Here is a 19266-nt window from a genome sequence, read left to right on the forward strand (position 1 = left end):
TAATTGTTCTTATTTAATTTGAAATTATGCGGGAATAGCTCAGTTGGTAGAGCGCAACCTTGCCAAGGTTGATGTCGCGGGTTCGAGTCCCGTTTCCCGCTCAATTCAATTCGAAACCCAATTTCGCAGAGAAGTTGGGTTTCCGAATTTTTGAAGGCGGCGTTGCCAAGCGGTCCAAGGCGAAGGTCTGCAAAACCTTTATTCGTCAGTTCGAATCTGACCGCCGCCTCAAATTTTTTCTCAACTGATTTATCCCTCAGACAGAACCTTTCCTCGAAGTTTTATATTCTCAAAAATTTTCGGGCGAATCTGCCTTCCGGCAGATCTGACTGCCGCTCTTATCAAATAGATTTCTTACCTAAAAATTCTTATACAAAATCATTAAATTTATTGCATCAATCACTCAAATTTTATGGAATATCTCTTAAGTTCAGTAATAGGTTATTTACTTGGTTCCTTTCCAACCGCATACATTTTTTTGCGAAGGACAAAAGGTCTGGATATTACAAAGACTGGTTCAGGAAATGTAGGCGCAATGAATTCCTTCGAAGTAACCAATTCAAAAGTAATTGGTATCTCTGTTTTTTTAATTGATTTCATAAAAGGAATATTGAGCGTGGTTATTCCTGCACTCATTTTTCCGGATAACTATCTATTCCCTGCCCTTGGTTTGCTATTTGCCGTTTTCAGTCATTGCTACAATCCATGGATTAAATTTAAAGGAGGACGTGGACTTGCAACTGCTGCTGGAGGAGCTGCGATAATATTCCCGTATTTACTTGTAGTTTGGGCAGTGCTCTGGGTAATCTTTTTTATAATGAGAAAAGATATTCTTTTGGCTAATATTACTGCAACTGTTTTTTCTCTCCTGGTTTTGTTTGGAACGAGTAATATTGCGGTTAAGTATACTTATCCAATTTCACCGGGAATTGATTTATTATTAATGGTCAGCAGTTCAATCTTGATAATAATTTTTATCAAGCACATTGATCCACTAAAAGAACTGATTGAAATACAAAAAAATAATTGGAAGCTTAAAAAATGAATAACGGAACTAAAACTATAATTGCTGCAAGTCTAATAGTTGTATTATTGATTGCTGCAGTTTATGTAAGTGCGAAGCTGAACATCATTAGCTTTTCAATAGGTTCAGAAAATAATTCAGACATTGCCTTTGCACAGTTTCAGGATCAGAAAACTAAAAATAATGATGAGATAACAGCATCAAGAAGAAATATAATAACCGAGACAGTAAAGAATGTAAGTCCTGCGATTGTTGGAATAAACGTTATTGAAATTAGAGAATACAAAGATCCTTTCTTCTCATTCTTCGACGATCCTTTCTTCCAAAGATTTTTTGGTAATCGCGGAACATACAACCGTGAAGTTAAAGGATTAGGTTCTGTTATATTATTTCATCAGATGGATACATAGTTACGAATGACCACGTTGCTGGCAATGCAACAAAAATAACTGTCACACTTACTGACGGACGTCAATTCGATGCAAAATTAATTGGCGCAGATACTGCTAGTGATATTTGTCTTCTTAAAATTGACGGAGAAGATCTTCCTTATGTACTACTTGGAAACTCTGATGACATCATAATCGGTGAATGGGTAATCGCACTTGGTAATCCGTTTGGATTATTTGAACTTAATGATAAACCAACAGTAACTGTCGGTGTAGTCAGTGCAACAGGGATGAACCTCGATGCTATTAACAATCGTTATTACCTGAACATGATACAAACTGATGCTTCTATCAATGGCGGAAATAGCGGTGGTCCGTTAGTCAATAGTGAAGGTCAGGTAATTGGTATGAACACATTGATTTTCACCGCTGGAGGAAACACGGGCAGTATTGGACTCGGTTTTGCAATTCCAATAAATAAAGTGAAAAGAATAGTGGAGGAACTTAAGGAAAAAGGAAGCATCGACAGAAATTTCGAGATCGGGATGAGAATACAAACCATTGATGAAGGAATTGCACAATACTATCATCTTAAAAGTGTAAAGGGAGTTATTGTAACTAAAGTTTATCCTAATACTCCTGCAGAAAAGGGTGGAATTGAAGTCGGTGACATCATACTCGAAGTTGAGGGATATAAAATTAATAATGAGAATACAATCTTCAGTGTCTTTCATGAATTCAGGGCTGGACAAACAGTCACGCTTAAAATAATTAGAGATGAAGAAGAATTATCTAAAAAAATGAAATTGGTAAAAGGATGATAAGCCGATACACTCTGCCCGAAATGGGCAAAATATGGGAAGAAGAATTTAAATTTTCCACCTGGTTGAAAATTGAAATTCTTGCCTGCGAAGCAAGAAAAGAAATGGGTGAAGTACCCGAAGAAGATTTGAAGATAATTAAGGAAAAAGCAGCATTCGATGTAAAAAAAATTTTAGAGATTGAAGAAACAACAAAACACGACGTCATCGCTTTCTTAACTAATGTTGCTGAGTATGTTGGACCTGCATCCCGGCATATTCACTATGGAATGACTTCATCGGATATTTTAGATACTACCCTCGCCTACCAAATGAAATCTTCAGGTGAAATAATCCTGGACCAGATGCTTCAATTGAAAAATACATTAAAGACACGAGCAATCGAACATAAAAATACAATATGTATCGGCAGATCTCACGGTATACATGCGGAACCTACAACAATGGGTCTCAAATTTGCTCTTTGGTACGAAGAAACAAAAAGAAATATTAAAAGACTTCAAAACGCAATTGACACTATCCGCGTTGGACAGATTTCCGGAGCTGTTGGAACTTTCGAACATCTTTCCCCAAAAGTAGAGGAATTTGTTTGTAACAAAATGGGCTTGAAACCGGCAAGTGTTTCCACACAGGTAATTCAACGAGACAGACACGCGGAGTTTATGAACACACTTGCGGTTATTGGTGCAACTCTTGAAAAAATTTCTATCGAGATAAGACATCTGCAAAGAACAGAAGTACTTGAGGCTGAAGAATATTTTTCCAAAGGTCAAAAGGGTTCATCTGCAATGCCGCATAAACGAAATCCAGTAATCAGTGAACGGATCACTGGTCTCGCAAGAGTGCTTCGTGCAAATGCAATTGCTGCACTGGAAAATGTTGCACTCTGGCATGAACGCGACATTTCTCATTCATCTGTTGAAAGAATTATTATTCCGGATAGCTGCATCGCTCTCAACTATATGCTCGATCTGATGATAAAGCTGATTAAAAATCTACTCATTTATCATGAGAATATGATTAGAAATCTTAACCTCACAAGAGGATTGGTTTACTCTCAAACCGTATTGCTCAAGTTGATTGATAAAGGAATAACAAGAGAGAACGCTTACCGAATTGTTCAAAGTGCAGCAATGGATGTTTGGGCAAATAAGGATAAATTTCTTAAAGATGAATTATTAAAATCAAAAGAAGTAATGAATTACATATCCGAAAAAGAGCTTAATGATATTTTTAATCCGGATAAGATTTTGAAAAACGTCGATTATATTTTCCAAAGAAGCATATACTCTGAGGATTAGTCTGATATCATACCAAACAATGCTTATCGCAGGTAAAATTCACTACTTAAATTTGCATTGTTAATTTAACCATCAGTTACTAATTACCACTTGAATTAAGTAATCTAATTAATGAACAATAAAATAATAATAGCTATGAAGTTTTTTCCAATAATCATCCTGATAATAATTGCAGCTAATTTTTTCCTTGCTGAATCCAAGAAAAGTGATGCTACCGAAGAGCAGTATTCAGATACACTCCGTGTTGTTGAGCCAAAAAATCATTTCGTGCTTGAAAATCAGCTTGTTACAACAATGCTGTCAAGATATCATTTCAAGGATTTTACTATTGATGATTCCCTATCATCAATAATTTTTGATAAATATTTGAAAACACTGGATAACAGTAAAGTTTACTTTTATGAATCTGATATCAGTACGTTTGAAAAGGACAGATATTCATTTGATGATTACATCCTGAAAGGTGATATTCAACCATTCTTTGACATCTTCAATGTTTATGAAGAAAGAATGCTAGAGCGCATGGATTATGTAGATACAGTGCTTGCTAAAGGATTCAATTTCACTGAAAATGACTCAGCAGAAATAAACAGGGAAAACTCCAGCTGGGCTTCATCTAACGAGGAAATGAATGCTCTATGGGAAGGTAGAGTCAAGAATGATGCCCTGGCATTGCACCTTGCCGGAAGGACTGATGAGGAGATTAAAACAAATCTTAAAAAAAGATATGATAATTTCACAAGGGCGTTGTACCAGTACAACAGCGAAGATGTATTTCAGATTGCAATGGATGCATACACAAGCTCAATTGATCCGCATACAAATTATCTGTCACCTGTAACCTCCGAAAATTTTAAGATCGATATGAGCCTTTCGCTCGAAGGAATTGGTGCAAGATTGATGAGCGAGGACGGATACACAAAAGTGGTTGAAGTAATTCCCGGAGGTCCGGCGTTCAAGTCAAAAGAAATTGAAGTTGATGACAGAATTATTGCCGTTGCACAAGGTGACACCGGACAATTTGTTGATGTGATTGGCTGGCGAATCACCGAAGTTGTAAAGCTCATTCGAGGACCGAAAGAGACTAGAGTTAGATTACAAATTCTCAGAGCCAAAAATGGAGTTGATGCAAAACCTGAAGAAATAAGTTTAGTAAGAGAAAAAGTGAAGCTGGAAGATCAGGCTGCAAAGAAAAAAATTATTGAAGTTGAAAATAACGGATTGGCATATCGAATTGGTGTCATTACCATACCTAATTTTTACACAGACTTTGATGGCAGCAGGAAAGGAGAACAAAACTCAAAAAGTACTGTTGTAGATGTCAAAAAACTTTTAGAGGAACTAAATCAGGAAAAAGTCGATGGAGTTGTCATAGATCTTAGAAATAATGGCGGTGGCGCTCTGTCTGAAGCAATTGACGTTACCGGTTTATTTATAGAAAATGGTCCTGTTGTACAGGTTAAAAATGCTGATGGTATGATTGAAGTCGGAGAAGATATTGATCCATCTTTGATTTATAGCGGACCGCTTGCTGTAATGGTAAACAGATTTAGTGCATCAGCATCAGAAATATTTGCAGCTGCAATACAGGATTACCAGCGAGGAATTGTGGTTGGAGAACAAACTTACGGAAAAGGTACAGTGCAAAACCTGATAAATCTAAATCAAGTATCTAGAAATGCTAGCAATAAATTCGGACAATTAAAACTTACGATTGCTAAGTATTACCGGATAAATGGTGGAAGCACTCAAAATCTCGGCGTTGTTCCAGACATCTCATTTCCCTCTTACATCGATCCGCAGGAGTTTGGCGAAAGTTCTCAGACTTCAGCTTTACCGTGGGATCAAATTGATGCCACCGACTATACATTATTCAGCAGCCTGGATAAATATATTCCGAAGCTGAAAGAAGAATCCGAAAATCGTAGAGCAGATGACATTGAATTCCAGTTTCTTCAAGAAGACATAGATAAATACAATGTGAATAAAAATCAGAAATATATTTCATTGAATGAGGAAGTAAGAAAGAAAAAGAAAGACGCCGAAGAAGAATTAGAATTTCAGCGGGAAAATGAGAGACGTCAGAAGAAAGGATTAAAGCTTTTGGAAAAAGGTGAGGTGCCAGAGAAAAAAGATGAAGATAATGATATATTTCTTACCGAAACAGCTATGATATTAACTGATATGATTGATCTCTCGAATGGACTAACGCAAGTGCGTTAACTGCACAGATGTTTTAGCAATTTTTCTTCAGCAATCGGGAACATAGTTTCATTAAAGGGAAAATCAATTTCCGACTGAATCATAAATGCGACTGGTTCGTGCATTTCTTTGGAATAAGTTATAAAGTTCAGCATTATATCATTAACCGAATCACCAACCGAAGAAAATGGAATTGAACGCACCAGATTTGAAGTTATCCGCTGATATAAATTCTCCTGTGTCCAATCCCAGATAATTTCATAAAGATAGATATTTAATAAACTATTTTTATTATCAGGAAGACTGTAATATCCTTTCCCATGATAATTCTTTTCTACTCTTGATATACGATTGATAACAAGATTTTCTTCAACGAAATTTTTGATGATTCTTCCCTCTTCGAGTACTGGTCTGTTCAGTTGCAGTGCCCAATCAATAAAATTAAGCAGTTTGTCTAACTGGTGACCAACCTGATGAGCCTTTTCATACACTACAACTCGTTCATTTATTTTCCTTCCCCTTATTTCATTATCAAACCAAAGCTTGCACTCAATATTTTCTCGCAAAAGATCCTCTAAAGCCAGATTGAGCTGTATGGATTCTTCAATGGAAGGAAATAATTTATTCTTATTGAAATTCAATGACCACTCTTTTACTTTGATAAGTAGTTTATATTGGTTGGATTCCCAATCAGAGCCGCAGGAAGTCAGTTTTTTTAGATCGAGAGTAGTCATTTTGCTTTCAGTATTTTTTTAATGTCACTTTTAGTTATGATTTATACTAAAAGCCTGCCAAAGGATTTGCAGAGTCGTTGATGTCGAGTCTTTATTGAATTGATACAATCCTAAGAAAGAATTGCAGATCGTTCCAAATTATTCAGGTAAAATTTCCTGAAAATATCTCGTATTGATATAAAGAATGAAGCGGTAAAATTTGGATAACATTATTACATAAAAAAAGGAACGGAAAAAAATTCCCGTTCCTTACAAAAATACCACGAGGGTAAAAAATTAGATATCGAATTTTATTCCCTGCGCCAAAGGCAGTTTAGATCCAAAGTTAATTGTATTTGTTTGCCTTCTCATATATGCTTTCCACGAATCCGAACCTGATTCTCTTCCACCGCCTGTTTCTTTTTCACCACCAAATGCACCGCCAATTTCAGCGCCTGATGTTCCAATATTCACATTAGCGATACCGCAATCTGATCCAGCACAGGAGAGAAATCTTTCGGCTTCTTTCAAGTTGTTGGTAAATATGGAAGATGACAATCCCTGAACTACACCGTTTTGCAATGCGATAGCTTCGTCAATATCTTTTTTGTATTTCATTATATAAAGTATCGGTGCGAAAGTTTCTTCCTGAACGATTTCATAATGATTTTGAGCTTCGACAATTGCAGGAGAAACGTAGCAGCCTGACTCATAACCTTTTCCGCTGAGAACGTTACCGCCAAATATCACTTTACCACCTTCCTTCTTCACACGTTTCAAAGCATTAGTAAAATCATTCACAGCATTTTTATCAATAAGTGGTCCCATATGATTTTTCTGATTTAAAGGATCGCCGATATTCAGACTTTTATAAGCTTTAAGCAATGAATCTTTAACTTTATTATAGATTGATTCGTGAATTATTAATCTTCGTGTAGAAGTGCATCTTTGACCTGCTGTTCCAACTGCACCGAATACAACTGCTGGAATGGCTATTTTCAGATCTGCATCGGGAGTGATGATGATAGCATTATTTCCTCCCAATTCGAGAATTGTTTTTCCGAATCTTGCAGAAACGACTTCAGCAGCATGCTTCCCAACTCTTGTTGAACCGGTTACTGAAACCATTGCAACCCGTTTATCATTTAAAATTCTTTCACCAACAGTAGAACCTTTACCAACAATCAGTGTAAAAATTCCTTCAGGCAGATTGTTCTCTTTCAGAACTTTTGCAATAATATTTTGTGTTGCGATTGCGCTTAGCGGCACTTTCGATGAAGGTTTCCAGATATTTACATCACCGCATACTGCAGCAAGCATCGCGTTCCAGGAATAAACAGCAACTGGAAAATTAAAAGCAGAAATAGTACAAACAATTCCAAGAGGATGGTATTGATCATACATCCGGTGCATTGGTCTTTCTGATTGCATCGTAAATCCATAAAGCTGTCTTGACTGTCCAACTGCGAAATCGCAAATGTCAATCATCTCCTGAACTTCGCCCAAACCTTCCTGGAGAGATTTTCCCATTTCATAAGAAACAAGTTTCCCGAGTGGTTCTTTGTATTCTCTGAGCTTTAATCCTATCTGACGCACTATTTCTCCTCTAGCAGGTGCTGGCATTTCACGCCAGAAAAGAAATGCTTCTTCCATACTCTTGATTATTTTTTCATAATCCTTCTCTGATCCCTGGTAGACAGATGCGATATACTTTCCATCAACCGGTGAATGAATTTTCAATTCACCTTCGGATTTTGTCTGCATCCACTTTTGCCCTGTTGATGCGCCGAAATTTGTTTTACTTATACCTAAATTTTTTAAGAATTCCATATTGACCCCGATTAGTTTTATTAATTTGAATTTAGTTTATTTATTATTGACTGCAATGTTATCTTTTTCCTTTTATCCTCAATGTCCACCTGAACTTCCGCAAATAAATCAAGAAAGTATGAATTCAACTTTTCCGGTAAGCTATTTTTTTTAATAGATTCCCTTCTCACATCAAGATGAAATGCTTTTCTGTCTTCTATTGCACAATAGATTTCCTGCAGATGAATTTCGGAAGGTGATTTCTTTAATCTAAAACCACCGGTAGTACCAGAATTACTTTCGACTATACCATTCTTTGTTAGCATCGAGAGAATTCTTCGAAGCTTCGAAGAATTAATTCCTATTACTTCAGCAATCTCGGCGCTTGAAACTGGATTTGGACTAACTTGCTCTAAATAGCAAAGTGCTTTGACGGAGGTTGATAATTTTGTGGAAGCAGACATAATTTTTTAATTTGTTACTGTAAGTGTAACAAATTGTAAGTGAAATTCAAAATTACTTTTAGAAATCATTCAATTGTTGCATTAAAGCGAATTTATTTATGAATCAATATCGATATTAAAGATTGAATATACTCTTTGGTTTTCCTATTTTTGCATCAGTGAATTTTACTATGAAAATATCATTTTTACATACAATCCTTACATTATTCTCTTTAAGGCATAGAAGCTATTTTGCTTCAGCTTACGAATCCGTTTTTTAATTCACTCCTCTGCTACTCAAACGGGAATAGATTCCCGTTGCACAATTCTTGCAAATATTTTTTTACATTTTAAAGTTTTAAGGTGATTATATGATTACAGAAACTATTAACCCCGCTGAAAGAGTAAGAGAAGTTATCAGTAAATACATGCTGGCTGATGGTTTTCATCTCGTACTGGATTTAAAGAACAGCTACAGAAATAAAATTGTTGACGAAAGGAACGGTGACGAGTACATAGATTTCTTTACTTTCTTTGCGTCCAATCCATTGGGAATGAACCATGCAAAACTTAATTCTATGGAAGTAAGAGATTTACTAGGCTATGCTGCAGTAAACCGTCCCTCAAATTCTGATATTTACACTACATTGATGGCAGATTTTGTTGATACTTTCGGGAAAATTGCAAAACCGGATTATATGAAACATCTGTTCTTTATTGATGGCGGTGCTCTTGCAGTAGAGAATGGATTAAAAGCAGCTTTTGATTGGAAGGTTAGAAAGAATTTTAAAAAAGGTTATAAGGAAGAGAAGGGTCAGCAGGTAATTCATTTCAGAGAAGCATTTCACGGAAGAAGCGGTTACACGATGTCATTGACCAACACTGATGTAAATAAAGTTAAATATTTCCCGAAGTTCAACTGGCCAAGAATATCTAATCCAAAGGTAACTTTCCCAATAGAGGACCATCTTGACGAAATAATTAAGCTTGAAAATCAGGCAATACAGGAAATCAAATCAGCAATAAAAAATAATCCTGATGATATTGCCGTTCTTATAATTGAACCCATTCAATGTGAAGGAGGAGATAATTACTTTAGAAAAGAATTCTTACAGGAACTCAGGGACATCACTCTTGAGAATGATATTTTACTAATGTTCGATGAAGTACAGACTGGTTTTGGAATAACAGGAAAATTCTGGGCTCACGAACATTTTGTTCAGCCAGATATAATTGCTTTCGGTAAAAAATCCCAGCAATGCGGAATAATGGTTTCTGAAAGAATTGATGAAGTTGAAGATAATTGTTTTCAGCTTTCCGGTAGAATTAATTCTACCTGGGGAGGAAATCTTGTTGATATGGTTCGGTCTACACAAATACTTGAAGTTATGAAAGAGGAAAAGCTTGTTGATAATTCTGCAAATCGAGGCAGATATCTGTTGAACAGGCTATATGAAATTCAATCCGCTTTCCCGAATCTGATCAGTAATGCAAGAGGATTGGGATTACTTTGTGCATTTGACTTCCCTACTCCTGAACTTAGAAATAATTTCAGAGAAACTTGTGAGAAAGAAAAACTGCTTATTCTCGGCTGCGGAGTAAAGACGATAAGATTCAGACCGATGCTTAATATCACAGATGATGAACTCGAAGAGGGCTTGCAGATAATTGAGAAAGTTCTTAGAATTATGTCGTCCAATAAATAAAAATAGGATTAACTACTTGCACAGAGCGGCTCCAGGTTGGAGCCGTTCTTGTTTTAAACTATTTTTACAGCAATGACAGGCAAACTTTATATAGTAAGTACACCAATCGGTAATCTAAAGGATATTTCACTCCGTGCAATTGAAACACTTAATGAAGTAGATTTTATTTTATGTGAAGATACCCGCGTTACATCTGTGCTTCTTAAACAGTACAATATCATAAAGCAGCTGATATCTTTTAATGCGGTAAGTGAATCAAAAAAAATCCCTCCAATAATTGAGAGACTAAAGTTAGGACAAAGCTATGCATTAGTTTCCGACTCTGGTACGCCAGCAATTTCAGATCCGGGAATTCGATTAATTTCCGAAGCAATAAAAAATAACATTGAGGTATCACCGATTCCCGGAGCAACCGCTTTAATCGCCGCATTAACAATCAGCGGACTTCCGACAGATTCTTTTGTATTTGAAGGATTTCTTCCTCAAAAAAAAGGAAGACAAAAAAAACTGCAAGGACTTTCTGAAGAAGAAAGAACAATTGTTTTATATGAATCCTCTCATAGAATTGAGAAGTTGATCGATGAATTAGTTGCATACTTCCCTTCCCGATATGTAGTTATATCACGAGAGCTGACAAAAAAATTTGAAGAAACCTGGCGCGGTTTTCCAGCTGAATTAAAAGAGAAGATGAACGAGAAAACAATTAAGGGAGAATTTGTTGTGGTGATTGCTAATAAAGAGTGGAAATCATTTTAAAATATTCCTACTGTCCACCAACTAAATAATTATAGTCCTTCAGAATGGTATCCAGGAAAGTAATTGCTCGCAATGTTGAACTTATTCCAATTTTCTTTTCGATTACAGCTTTGGTTTTTTGAAGCATCTGCTCGTATAAAAAAATATCAGGATTCTTATAATTCATATCCAACACTTCCTTTATTATAGCGATATCCTTATCACTCAAAGCTGTTACCTGCGGAAATTTTATCTCATAATTGATGGGTGTTGTTCTTAAAATTGTATCGTCAAGCTTCGCTTCGGTTTTTAGTTTGACGACAGTAGTGTTTGCAGCAAGATCACCAAGTCTTTGTCCTTTTCCGTTTACCAGCATTGTAACAATTCCGACTGCACCGTAGAGAAAATAATCTATCGGAGACAATATCCATCTTAAAAAGAAACTGCCGATTCCAGCCTGGCTTCCATCAAGTCTCACAACCCGCATTTTCATTATTTTTTTGCCAAATGATTGTCCATTAAGAAAAGTCTCACAAAGAAGATGATAAAAAAATACAGGCAAAAAGAAAATCACACCATATGCTACCGGAAAATAAAAAGCTGAGCCTTCTGTAGCATTTAGCAGCCAGATAAAAAGAAAAAAAACTGCAAGTACATACCCTACCATTATAAGCACATCTATGATTGCTGCAACAATTCTTTCACCAATACTGGCAACCGGGTATTCAATGTTTACGTTTTGTGTTGTCTGGATTTCAATAGTTGACATAGTAGATACTAAATCAATCCACGTGCCTTTAGTTCCAAATATTTATTTATTGTGTTTACAGAAAGATTCTGAGGTGTGGTAAGTATAGACTGAATACTGTACCGGGCTAATTCCTTTACTATTAACCTTTTTTCGAAAGCAAATTTTTCCGCAATAGTTTTGTGATAAATATCCTCAACATCCTCTGCGGCCTTATCAATCAAAGCAAATAATTCAGTGTTGATAAAGAAAATCACGATTACCAGATGCGTTTGCGATAGTCTCCTCAGGCAAGCAAGCTGCCTTTGAAGTGCATTCAAGCTCTCAAAATTTGTGTACAACAAAATCAAGCTGCGATGGCTAATTTTTGTTAGTATCGTGCTCGAGAGAATTTCAAAATCAGATTCAAGAAAATCAGTCTTCTGATTATAAAGAAGCTCAAGAATATTTTCCATTTGGCGGGCCTGTCTATCTGCAGGAAGGATTTTACTTATTTTATTTGAGAAAGTGATAATTCCCGCTTTATCATGTTTTAGCATTGCTATACTGGAAATCACCAACGATGAATTTATTGCATAATCAAGCAAGCTTAATCCATTGAACGGCATTTTCATAACTCTGCCGATGTCAATAACACTATAAACCTGTTGCGATTTTTCATCATCAAAATGATTTACCATTAATTGTGCTTTTCTGGCAGTAGCTTTCCAATTAATTGTTCTGTAATCATCACCTCTGACATAGTCTCTTATATGATCAAATTCCATTGAATGACCGATACGACGGATTCTTTTTACACCGGCTTCTGTAAGTCTGTCAGAAATCGCCATCAATTCATACTTCTTCATTTGTAAATAGGAAGGATAAACAGGGACAATTTTTGTTCCTTCAAAGCTGAATCTCCTCTTTACAAATCCTATTGGTGAAGAAGCAAAAATATTTGTGCTACCAAAATTATATTCGCCCCTCTTTACAGGACGTAATGAATAAGTAAAGACTTTTTCTGAGCCTTGTTCAAGTTTTACGTTAAATGAAAGACTACGAAGCTGAAATTCAAATGGTATCTCATCGATAATTTCACAACTGATTTTAAATACATAATTATTTTCCAGGATAATTTTAATCTCATTATCATCACCATTTGATAAACGGTTCGGTACTGATCTAAAAGCATGAATTCCTTTTTTATTTGCGAAGAGAATTATTGTATCAGCAATAAGTAGAAAAATCAGAGATGCAAAAAGTAGTTGGCTGATTACAAATAAAGGAGTTATGAAATACGAAAAAACAAAAAGTATAACCAGTCCTGAAACTACCAGAAATAATCTTGAAGAAAGATAGAAAGACTTGAGTGCTTTCACTATCTAGGTACCTCTACCTTTTCGATTATTGATTTGATTATTTCATCGGGAGTTCTTCCCTCCATTTCTTTTTCAGGAGTAAGGATAATCCTATGTCTCAACGCCGGATAAACAACATGGTTAACATCATCTGGGGTAACAAAGTCTCTTCCATTCATAGCTGCAAAAGCTTTGGCTCCAATCATTATTGAAATTGAAGCTCTTGGTGAACCTCCCAAATAAAGATCGCTGTTATTTCGAGTTTTATTTACAATTTGAGTTATATAACCGGCTACCTTTTCATCAAGATGAGCAGATCGTACTTGTTCCCTGAGATGACGAAGTCGTTCTTTTGTAAATACTGGTTGAATTAAATTTAGATCATTTACATTTTTCCTGCTGTGAAGATCAAGCAGAATTTTAACCTCCTGTTCAGGAAGCGGATAATCCATTTCAACTTTGAATATAAATCTGTCAAGCTGAGCTTCAGGTAGTTTGTAAGTCCCTTCGTGCTCAATTGGATTTTGAGTTGCAAAGACGGTAAAGGGATTATCCAATTTGTATGTGTTTCCATCAACAGTAACTTGTCGTTCCTCCATCGCTTCAAACAGGGCCGATTGCGTTTTAGCCGGTGAACGATTTATTTCGTCAATCAAAATAATGTTAGAAAAAATTGGTCCGCGGTTAAACTCAAATTCAGATGACTTCATATTAAACACTGAAGTACCAAGAATGTCCGATGGCATCAAATCAGGTGTAAATTGAATTCGGGAAAAATGAGCAGAGATAGTTCTTGCAATTATTTTGGCAAGAAGTGTTTTAGCAATACCAGGAACTCCTTCTATCAGTACATGACCATCAGCCAAAATAGCGGCGATCATCATATCTATAATATTTTCTTGCCCGATAATTATTTTTTTGACTTCTGTTCTTACTTTGTCAATGGATTCTTTTAGTTCACTGAGATCGGTACGTGGAGTTAAGTTTGTTTCTTCCATTATTTTGTTCTTTCGTAAAATTTTTCAATTCTGTGATTGATGTTAATTAATTCCTCTTCTGTTATTTTTTTAGTGCAGCTAATTTTCTCAATATCTCTGAATAATGCTTTAATATTTGCTTCAGGAATCGAAGATTTTTCGGCAATTTTCTTCATCGTTTCATTATCAAATGTGCTCGTCTTAATAAAATATTTATTCCTGATATAGTCAAATAAATAAGCAACTTTCTTCTCAGCGATGTTTTTGTAATCCTTCTGCTGATAATACAAATTACCGACTGTCTCAACAAATTCCAGTGTGGTGTTGCTCAATGGCTTAATTACCGGGATTATTCTCTGCTTTCTTCTTCCATAAAAAATAATAAATAGAACAATTGAGCCAAGTATCAAGTAATAAGCCCACTTCAATGAAGTTTGGGAAATGATATATTGAAGTGCTGAAGCATTGAATTTGTTGCCATCTTTATAATAATCATCCCAGAATGTTTCCTGCAGAGGGAGATGCGATAGTGCTATGCTTACGTAGTCGTTATTTCCTGAATTCATCAGATGATAGTTTGTAAAAGCTAAAGGAACTGTATTCAGGAAGAAATTGCCGTTCCCGTATTTTATTCTGATGAAGTTTGCATTGTCATCCTCATTTTTTCCAAGTATTTCAACAAATGATGTATCAAATTCACTAAAGTAATTTTCAAAATTACCTTTGCGATAGTGATAATCATTTTCTGATTTTAATTCTGGAAGTGTAAAATTTATTCTTGCTGAGTCTTCACTGAAAATGTTATCGTATGATTTTATTTTTAAAGAATCGGCGAGCGGGCCATAAATTCCAAAAGCAGAAATGAATACATTGTTACCTGTTGCTACATAATTGAGAAGATATTCAATATCAAGTCTGTCGGGTGAAAAGTAGGAATTAATAAAAATATAATTTGTGTTATAGAAATCCTGATCTTTGAGGATATTATAAATGGGTAATTCCTTTATACTGATGCTTTCTGGAAATAATTCTTTTGCGGCATCAGAAATAATGTATCCACCGTAAGGTATCTTATCTTTTCGTGCAAAACTTTTACTCCAATCAACTTCTTCAGGTTCAAGGCTTTTAATAACCGTCAACAGAATTAAAGTTATTAAAAGTGGAACCAAATATTTTAAATTCTTTTTTTTCATCAGGCTTTAATCAAAGCGTAAAGTTTATTAAAGTCAACTTTGAATGAATTGATTATACTCTCATCAACCAGGAAGTCACCGTACCAGATTCGTTCAAAGCCTAAAGTTGTATTTCTGAAAACCGATGCAATCTGAATATCTCTGATTTCATTTAAATATTGATAATTGGTTTTATTATTCCTCAGTTCAATTAAACCTTTACCCGAAAGTAATTGTAACGATTTCAGATACATATAACGTATAGCAATTTTATATTGCTTACTTTCTATGGCAGCAGAAATATGATCATCAAAATTCATCTGATTGATATCTTCATCTTCCTCACTCAATTTCAATTCGCTCGAGTTAATCTTTCCAAATAAAAAACCACGTCGATCAGCTTTTAATAACCCTCTGATAATTAGAATCAAAGCTATTGCCATTAAACCATAGTAAAGAATATCAAGTAAAGTTGAGTACGCTTTCGACGAACTCAGAATAATTAGCTGCTGATTGATCCAGTTTTTGATTTTAGTTATCCAATCATCTGCTTCTTTCGGACCTCCATCGTAATTAAAAGCTGAGTCATTTTTGTATTTATCCAAAAATCCATCGGGAAGTGTCCTTAGATTTATAATCAAACTATCTTCTTTAGCTGAATATATTTTTTTGGTCGAATCAATATCTGCAGTATAATCAGGTTTAACAACTGATGCTGCTTTTTGGGCATAGTTAACTTGTACAAAAAATACTATAAAAACTGACAGAAAGAGATATATCCGAATAAAACTCATTACTTTATTTGATCGATTTGTTCCAGTAACCCGGGAGCTTCTTTGCGTTCAACAAGGTTGTAATAGTGAAATGCAATTGCAACAGTGCTGATTGAATAAAGAATTACTCCAAGTGATGAAATTATAGATGTGATGATATAAAGAATTCGGTTCAGTCCGCTTGATTCAGAATCAACTCCGGAAAACGCTGTGACAAACATCATTATATAAGTTGGAATGTAAAGTGCATACGTCAAAAATCCTTGAATTATTCCGATGACTAGTATGAATCCAAAAGTGAACCACCAATTGTCCTTAATCAATTTGATGCAACGGCTTACCGCATCAAAGAATCCAATTTCCTCTTCGAGTCTGACGATGAAAATAATTGAAAGAGTAATTGAAAGGTAGATACCAGGAACAATTAAAAAGACAAATCCCAATCCAACAAAAAATGAATAACCTATTCCTGTCAAAAATACTGGAAAGAAGATCTTTTTAACTCTCTTCCATACATCGTCAATCTCAAATACTCCGGTTTCTGATTCTTTGTAAAACAATAAGATGCGCATAAGTAACTACCGTAATTATCACATAAGATATGATCATAAAATATAGCAAAAGCAGAAAGGAAATCCAATTCATTCCAAATCCTGATTGTAAGCAAAATTGAACATCGAAGATTGATAAATCCCCATAAACACACCAGCCAGAAGAATAAAAGGCGAAGCAATTAATAAATTCGATTTGAATAAAAGAATAAAGTTTCTTCTTATGTAATCGAATGTTACGTTAAGCAGAGCACCAAAATCTCTGACTTTTCGAAATTCAATTTTTGCCTGATTCATTCGCAACCTCAATACTTTTAAATAATTTATTTGGGTAAATAAAAAAATACCAGATAACAAATGCCAATGAACTTAAAATAATTGTTAAACTTAAAATCATTGGCATACCCGTATGCCTCGTTACAAATGATTCAAGAAATCCTGCTGTCATGAATATTGGAATGAGACTTACAATCATCTTTAATCCTTCCTTAGCGGAAATCATAAATGACTGCCTGCGTGAATAAGTCCCCGGAAATAAAATACTGTTGCCAAGAACCAAACCTGCAGCTCCGGCAATGATTATTGCAGATATTTCGAGAGTTCCATGTATCCAGATTACAAGAATAGATTCAAACAAAAGATCGTGTATGTGAAAGAAATATTGAAATGCTCCTAACATTATTCCGTTTGACATTAATATCCAGCCAGTTCCAAATGAGAGCAGCAGACCAAACATAAATGCAATGAATGAAACTCTGATATTATTGAATGTTATGCCGAGGAACATATCAACCCCATTCATCTGTTTATAAACAGCCAGCGGATCACCCTTGTCAATATTTTCAAGAGTCATATTAACATAACTGTCGCCCATAATAAGTCGGACAAAACCAGAATCACCTGCAGATGAAACAATGCCAATAAGCATTGAAAGAAAAAATATCGAGAAAGAAATAATTATCTTCATTCTATGCTTGTAAAAAAGTAAGGGTGCTTCATATTTCCAGAATCTAAGGAATCTTTCCTTTCTTTCTTTTTTACTTTTATAGATTGATTGATGAATACGTGCGGTGAGAGAATTTAAGTATTGTGTTGTTTTGCTTTCGGGATAAAAAGTTCTGGAGTAAGAAAGATCATCGGTTAATTCTATGAAAAGATCAGCAAGTTTATCAGGATTGACATTTTCTTTTAAGGCAAGAAACTGTTCAACTTCTTTCCATTTCTCAGCATTCTTTTTAAGGAATGTAACTTCTCTCAAATTATATCTTTCGGCTAGTTTTCATCTTCATAATTAATGAGTGAATTCACATTGTAATTTCTAAGTTTTTCGCGCCCATTAAGAAACGACAACTCAATTATGAATGAGACAAGGACAACTTCACCGCCAAGCTTTTCTACTAATTTACAGGCAGCTTCGGCTGTCCCACCGGTAGCAAGAAGATCATCATGAATTAAAACTTTATCACCTTTGCTGATTGCATCTTTGTGTATTTCTATTTTGTCCAGTCCATACTCTAACTGATAGGTTTGTGATTCCTTTTCTGCCGGAAGCTTTCCAGGTTTTCTTACAGGAACAAAGCCAGCATTTAATTGATTTGCCAACATCGCTCCAAATATGAAGCCTCGTGATTCAACTCCAACTACTTTATCAACCTTTTTATCTTCTGCATGGGATAGCAATAGATTCAGCGTTTCCTTTACAGCTACGGGGTCTTTTAACAGTGTAGTAATATCCCGGAACATAATTCCTTTGATCGGAAAATCCCGGATGCTCCGGATGTATTTTTTAAGGTCTGCTGGCATAACCGTTCCTATTTTTTATTAAGAAATTTGTTTAAGCCTTTTTTAAAATCATCAGTTGTGCGGCTGATTGTATTTAGACCGATACAATATTCAACTGATTCTTCGATTGATAAATTCGACACCTTTCTGATCAAATCCTTTGTCATTATCATACTGGATTCTGAGTTCGTTTTAATTTTAGACGATAAATTCAAAGAAAATTCTAATGCATTGTTAAATAAGTAGTTAACGAATCCAATCTCATAAGCTCGTTTGGCTTCAATTATATCACCGGACAGTAACAATTGTTTTGCCATTCCTTCACCAACTCTTCTAATTAGAAATGTTGAAACGATAGCAGGTATGAATCCAATTTTTACTTCTGAATAACCAAACTTTGCATTTTTTTCGTCAGCAACGATTATATCGCATACAGAAGCCAGTCCGCACCCGCCAGCGATGGCTGCTCCGTTTACTGCAGCAATAACTGGCTTCGGGAAATTATATATCATTAAAAATAAATCGGCTAGTTCCCGGGAATCTTTTTCGTTATCTAATGATGAATAATTCCTCATCTCATTATGGTATTCAAGATCTGCACCTGCACAGAAAGCTTTTCCCTCACCTGTAATAATCACGACTTTAACCGAATCATCATCACCTGCTTCCATTAGCTTTGACTTCATCTGACTTACCAATTCGGGATGAAGTGAATTTCTTTTTTCAGGACGATTGAGAGTTAAAATCCCGATTTCGTTTTCGAGTTCATATTTTATCATA

Annotated in this window: 18 protein-coding genes, 2 tRNA genes and 1 pseudogene; 8 read left to right on the top strand and 13 right to left on the bottom strand. The window is 35.3% G+C overall.

Annotated features, from left to right (window positions below):
• Nucleotides 1–28: 28 nt before the first annotated feature.
• The 6 genes and pseudogenes from IPM14_17950 to IPM14_17975 all read left to right on the top strand — a co-directional run bounded on the left by IPM14_17950 (nucleotide 29) and on the right by IPM14_17975 (nucleotide 5758).
• Nucleotides 29–101: transfer RNA gene (locus tag IPM14_17950), tRNA-Gly, on the top strand.
• Nucleotides 102–155: 54 nt separating this feature from the next.
• A tRNA-Cys gene (locus tag IPM14_17955) sits at nucleotides 156–229 on the top strand.
• Between the two features lie 183 nt (nucleotides 230–412).
• Entirely contained in the window at nucleotides 413–1045 is a 633-nt protein-coding gene (locus IPM14_17960) for a glycerol-3-phosphate acyltransferase (GenBank protein MBK9099941.1), read from the top strand.
• Nucleotides 1042–2234, top strand: a pseudogene (locus IPM14_17965) (trypsin-like peptidase domain-containing protein). Before IPM14_17960 ends, IPM14_17965 begins: the two are co-directional and overlap by 4 nt.
• A complete protein-coding gene (locus IPM14_17970; protein ID MBK9099942.1) occupies nucleotides 2231–3535 on the top strand; it encodes an adenylosuccinate lyase in 1305 nt (434 codons plus the stop codon). Before IPM14_17965 ends, IPM14_17970 begins: the two are co-directional and overlap by 4 nt.
• A gap of 111 nt (nucleotides 3536–3646) precedes the next feature.
• Entirely contained in the window at nucleotides 3647–5758 is a 2112-nt protein-coding gene (locus IPM14_17975; GenBank protein ID MBK9099943.1) for a carboxy terminal-processing peptidase, read from the top strand.
• Here the strand turns inward: IPM14_17975 and IPM14_17980 are convergent.
• From IPM14_17980 to IPM14_17990, 3 genes are all read right to left on the bottom strand, one after another.
• The gene (locus IPM14_17980) at nucleotides 5755–6471 is read right to left on the bottom strand and encodes a hypothetical protein (GenBank protein MBK9099944.1); all 717 of its coding nucleotides are present in this window, start codon (nucleotides 6469–6471) and stop codon (nucleotides 5755–5757) included. The genes IPM14_17975 and IPM14_17980 overlap by 4 nt on opposite strands.
• A gap of 276 nt (nucleotides 6472–6747) precedes the next feature.
• Nucleotides 6748–8280 carry an aldehyde dehydrogenase family protein gene (locus tag IPM14_17985; GenBank protein ID MBK9099945.1) on the bottom strand — a complete coding sequence of 511 codons (1533 nt, stop codon included), beginning with the start codon at nucleotides 8278–8280 and terminating at the stop codon, nucleotides 6748–6750.
• Between the two features lie 20 nt (nucleotides 8281–8300).
• Nucleotides 8301–8723 (bottom strand): Rrf2 family transcriptional regulator, encoded by a 423-nt coding sequence (locus IPM14_17990; protein MBK9099946.1) that lies wholly within the window; start codon nucleotides 8721–8723, stop codon nucleotides 8301–8303.
• 350 nt (nucleotides 8724–9073) lie between these two features.
• Here IPM14_17990 and IPM14_17995 point away from each other — a divergent pair, with 350 nt between their 5' ends.
• Both IPM14_17995 and rsmI read left to right on the top strand, forming a co-directional pair.
• Nucleotides 9074–10408: an L-lysine 6-transaminase gene (locus IPM14_17995; protein MBK9099947.1), complete on the top strand. Its 1335-nt coding sequence runs from the start codon at nucleotides 9074–9076 to the stop codon at nucleotides 10406–10408.
• 72 nt (nucleotides 10409–10480) lie between these two features.
• Nucleotides 10481–11164: a 16S rRNA (cytidine(1402)-2'-O)-methyltransferase gene (gene rsmI, locus IPM14_18000; protein MBK9099948.1), complete on the top strand. Its 684-nt coding sequence runs from the start codon at nucleotides 10481–10483 to the stop codon at nucleotides 11162–11164.
• Between the two features lie 7 nt (nucleotides 11165–11171).
• On the opposite strand, the gene IPM14_18005 is transcribed toward rsmI, so the two are convergent.
• The 10 genes from IPM14_18005 to IPM14_18050 form a co-directional block, all read right to left on the bottom strand.
• The gene (locus IPM14_18005; protein ID MBK9099949.1) at nucleotides 11172–11912 is read right to left on the bottom strand and encodes an RDD family protein; all 741 of its coding nucleotides are present in this window, start codon (nucleotides 11910–11912) and stop codon (nucleotides 11172–11174) included.
• 8 nt (nucleotides 11913–11920) lie between these two features.
• Entirely contained in the window at nucleotides 11921–13252 is a 1332-nt protein-coding gene (locus IPM14_18010; protein ID MBK9099950.1) for a DUF58 domain-containing protein, read from the bottom strand.
• Nucleotides 13252–14229, bottom strand: coding sequence for a MoxR family ATPase (locus tag IPM14_18015; GenBank protein ID MBK9099951.1), 978 nt, complete (start codon nucleotides 14227–14229; stop codon nucleotides 13252–13254). Before IPM14_18015 ends, IPM14_18010 begins: the two co-directional genes overlap by 1 nt.
• Nucleotides 14229–15401 carry a hypothetical protein gene (locus IPM14_18020; GenBank protein ID MBK9099952.1) on the bottom strand — a complete coding sequence of 391 codons (1173 nt, stop codon included), beginning with the start codon at nucleotides 15399–15401 and terminating at the stop codon, nucleotides 14229–14231. Before IPM14_18020 ends, IPM14_18015 begins: the two co-directional genes overlap by 1 nt.
• On the bottom strand, nucleotides 15401–16174 hold the full coding sequence (locus IPM14_18025; protein ID MBK9099953.1) for a hypothetical protein: 774 nt from the start codon (nucleotides 16172–16174) through the stop codon (nucleotides 15401–15403). The genes IPM14_18020 and IPM14_18025 overlap by 1 nt, the downstream gene beginning before the upstream one ends.
• Nucleotides 16174–16725: a hypothetical protein gene (locus IPM14_18030; protein ID MBK9099954.1), complete on the bottom strand. Its 552-nt coding sequence runs from the start codon at nucleotides 16723–16725 to the stop codon at nucleotides 16174–16176. The genes IPM14_18025 and IPM14_18030 overlap by 1 nt, the downstream gene beginning before the upstream one ends.
• Nucleotides 16726–16794: 69 nt before the next feature.
• The gene (locus IPM14_18035) at nucleotides 16795–17001 is read right to left on the bottom strand and encodes a hypothetical protein (GenBank protein MBK9099955.1); all 207 of its coding nucleotides are present in this window, start codon (nucleotides 16999–17001) and stop codon (nucleotides 16795–16797) included.
• Nucleotides 16982–17962, bottom strand: coding sequence for a stage II sporulation protein M (locus IPM14_18040; GenBank protein MBK9099956.1), 981 nt, complete (start codon nucleotides 17960–17962; stop codon nucleotides 16982–16984). The genes IPM14_18035 and IPM14_18040 overlap by 20 nt, the downstream gene beginning before the upstream one ends.
• 14 nt (nucleotides 17963–17976) lie before the next feature.
• Nucleotides 17977–18507, bottom strand: coding sequence for an adenine phosphoribosyltransferase (locus IPM14_18045; GenBank protein MBK9099957.1), 531 nt, complete (start codon nucleotides 18505–18507; stop codon nucleotides 17977–17979).
• An 8-nt stretch (nucleotides 18508–18515) separates the two neighbouring features.
• Nucleotides 18516–19265, bottom strand: a complete 750-nt coding sequence (locus tag IPM14_18050) for an enoyl-CoA hydratase/isomerase family protein (GenBank protein ID MBK9099958.1) — start codon at nucleotides 19263–19265, stop codon at nucleotides 18516–18518.
• Nucleotide 19266 lies beyond the last annotated feature (1 nt).

It is taken from the genome of bacterium, from assembly GCA_016716565.1.
Classification (GTDB): Bacteria; Bacteroidota; Ignavibacteria; order Ignavibacteriales; family Ignavibacteriaceae; genus IGN2.

Bases quoted from the DNA above. Each gene is read 5' to 3' on its own strand.
- IPM14_17960 (MBK9099941.1), top strand. From the start codon at position 413: ATGGAATATCTCTTAAGTTCAGTAATAGGTTATTTACTTGGTTCCTTT.
- IPM14_17970 (MBK9099942.1), top strand. From the start codon at position 2,231: ATGATAAGCCGATACACTCTGCCCGAAATGGGCAAAATATGGGAAGAA.
- IPM14_17975 (MBK9099943.1), top strand. From the start codon at position 3,647: ATGAACAATAAAATAATAATAGCTATGAAGTTTTTTCCAATAATCATC.
- IPM14_17980 (MBK9099944.1), bottom strand. From the start codon at position 6,471: ATGACTACTCTCGATCTAAAAAAACTGACTTCCTGCGGCTCTGATTGG.
- IPM14_17985 (MBK9099945.1), bottom strand. From the start codon at position 8,280: ATGGAATTCTTAAAAAATTTAGGTATAAGTAAAACAAATTTCGGCGCA.
- IPM14_17990 (MBK9099946.1), bottom strand. From the start codon at position 8,723: ATGTCTGCTTCCACAAAATTATCAACCTCCGTCAAAGCACTTTGCTAT.
- IPM14_17995 (MBK9099947.1), top strand. From the start codon at position 9,074: ATGATTACAGAAACTATTAACCCCGCTGAAAGAGTAAGAGAAGTTATC.
- rsmI (MBK9099948.1), top strand. From the start codon at position 10,481: ATGACAGGCAAACTTTATATAGTAAGTACACCAATCGGTAATCTAAAG.
- IPM14_18005 (MBK9099949.1), bottom strand. From the start codon at position 11,912: ATGTCAACTATTGAAATCCAGACAACACAAAACGTAAACATTGAATAC.
- IPM14_18015 (MBK9099951.1), bottom strand. From the start codon at position 14,229: ATGGAAGAAACAAACTTAACTCCACGTACCGATCTCAGTGAACTAAAA.
- IPM14_18020 (MBK9099952.1), bottom strand. From the start codon at position 15,401: ATGAAAAAAAAGAATTTAAAATATTTGGTTCCACTTTTAATAACTTTA.
- IPM14_18025 (MBK9099953.1), bottom strand. From the start codon at position 16,174: ATGAGTTTTATTCGGATATATCTCTTTCTGTCAGTTTTTATAGTATTT.
- IPM14_18030 (MBK9099954.1), bottom strand. From the start codon at position 16,725: ATGCGCATCTTATTGTTTTACAAAGAATCAGAAACCGGAGTATTTGAG.
- IPM14_18035 (MBK9099955.1), bottom strand. From the start codon at position 17,001: ATGAATCAGGCAAAAATTGAATTTCGAAAAGTCAGAGATTTTGGTGCT.
- IPM14_18045 (MBK9099957.1), bottom strand. From the start codon at position 18,507: ATGCCAGCAGACCTTAAAAAATACATCCGGAGCATCCGGGATTTTCCG.
- IPM14_18050 (MBK9099958.1), bottom strand. From the start codon at position 19,265: ATGATAAAATATGAACTCGAAAACGAAATCGGGATTTTAACTCTCAAT.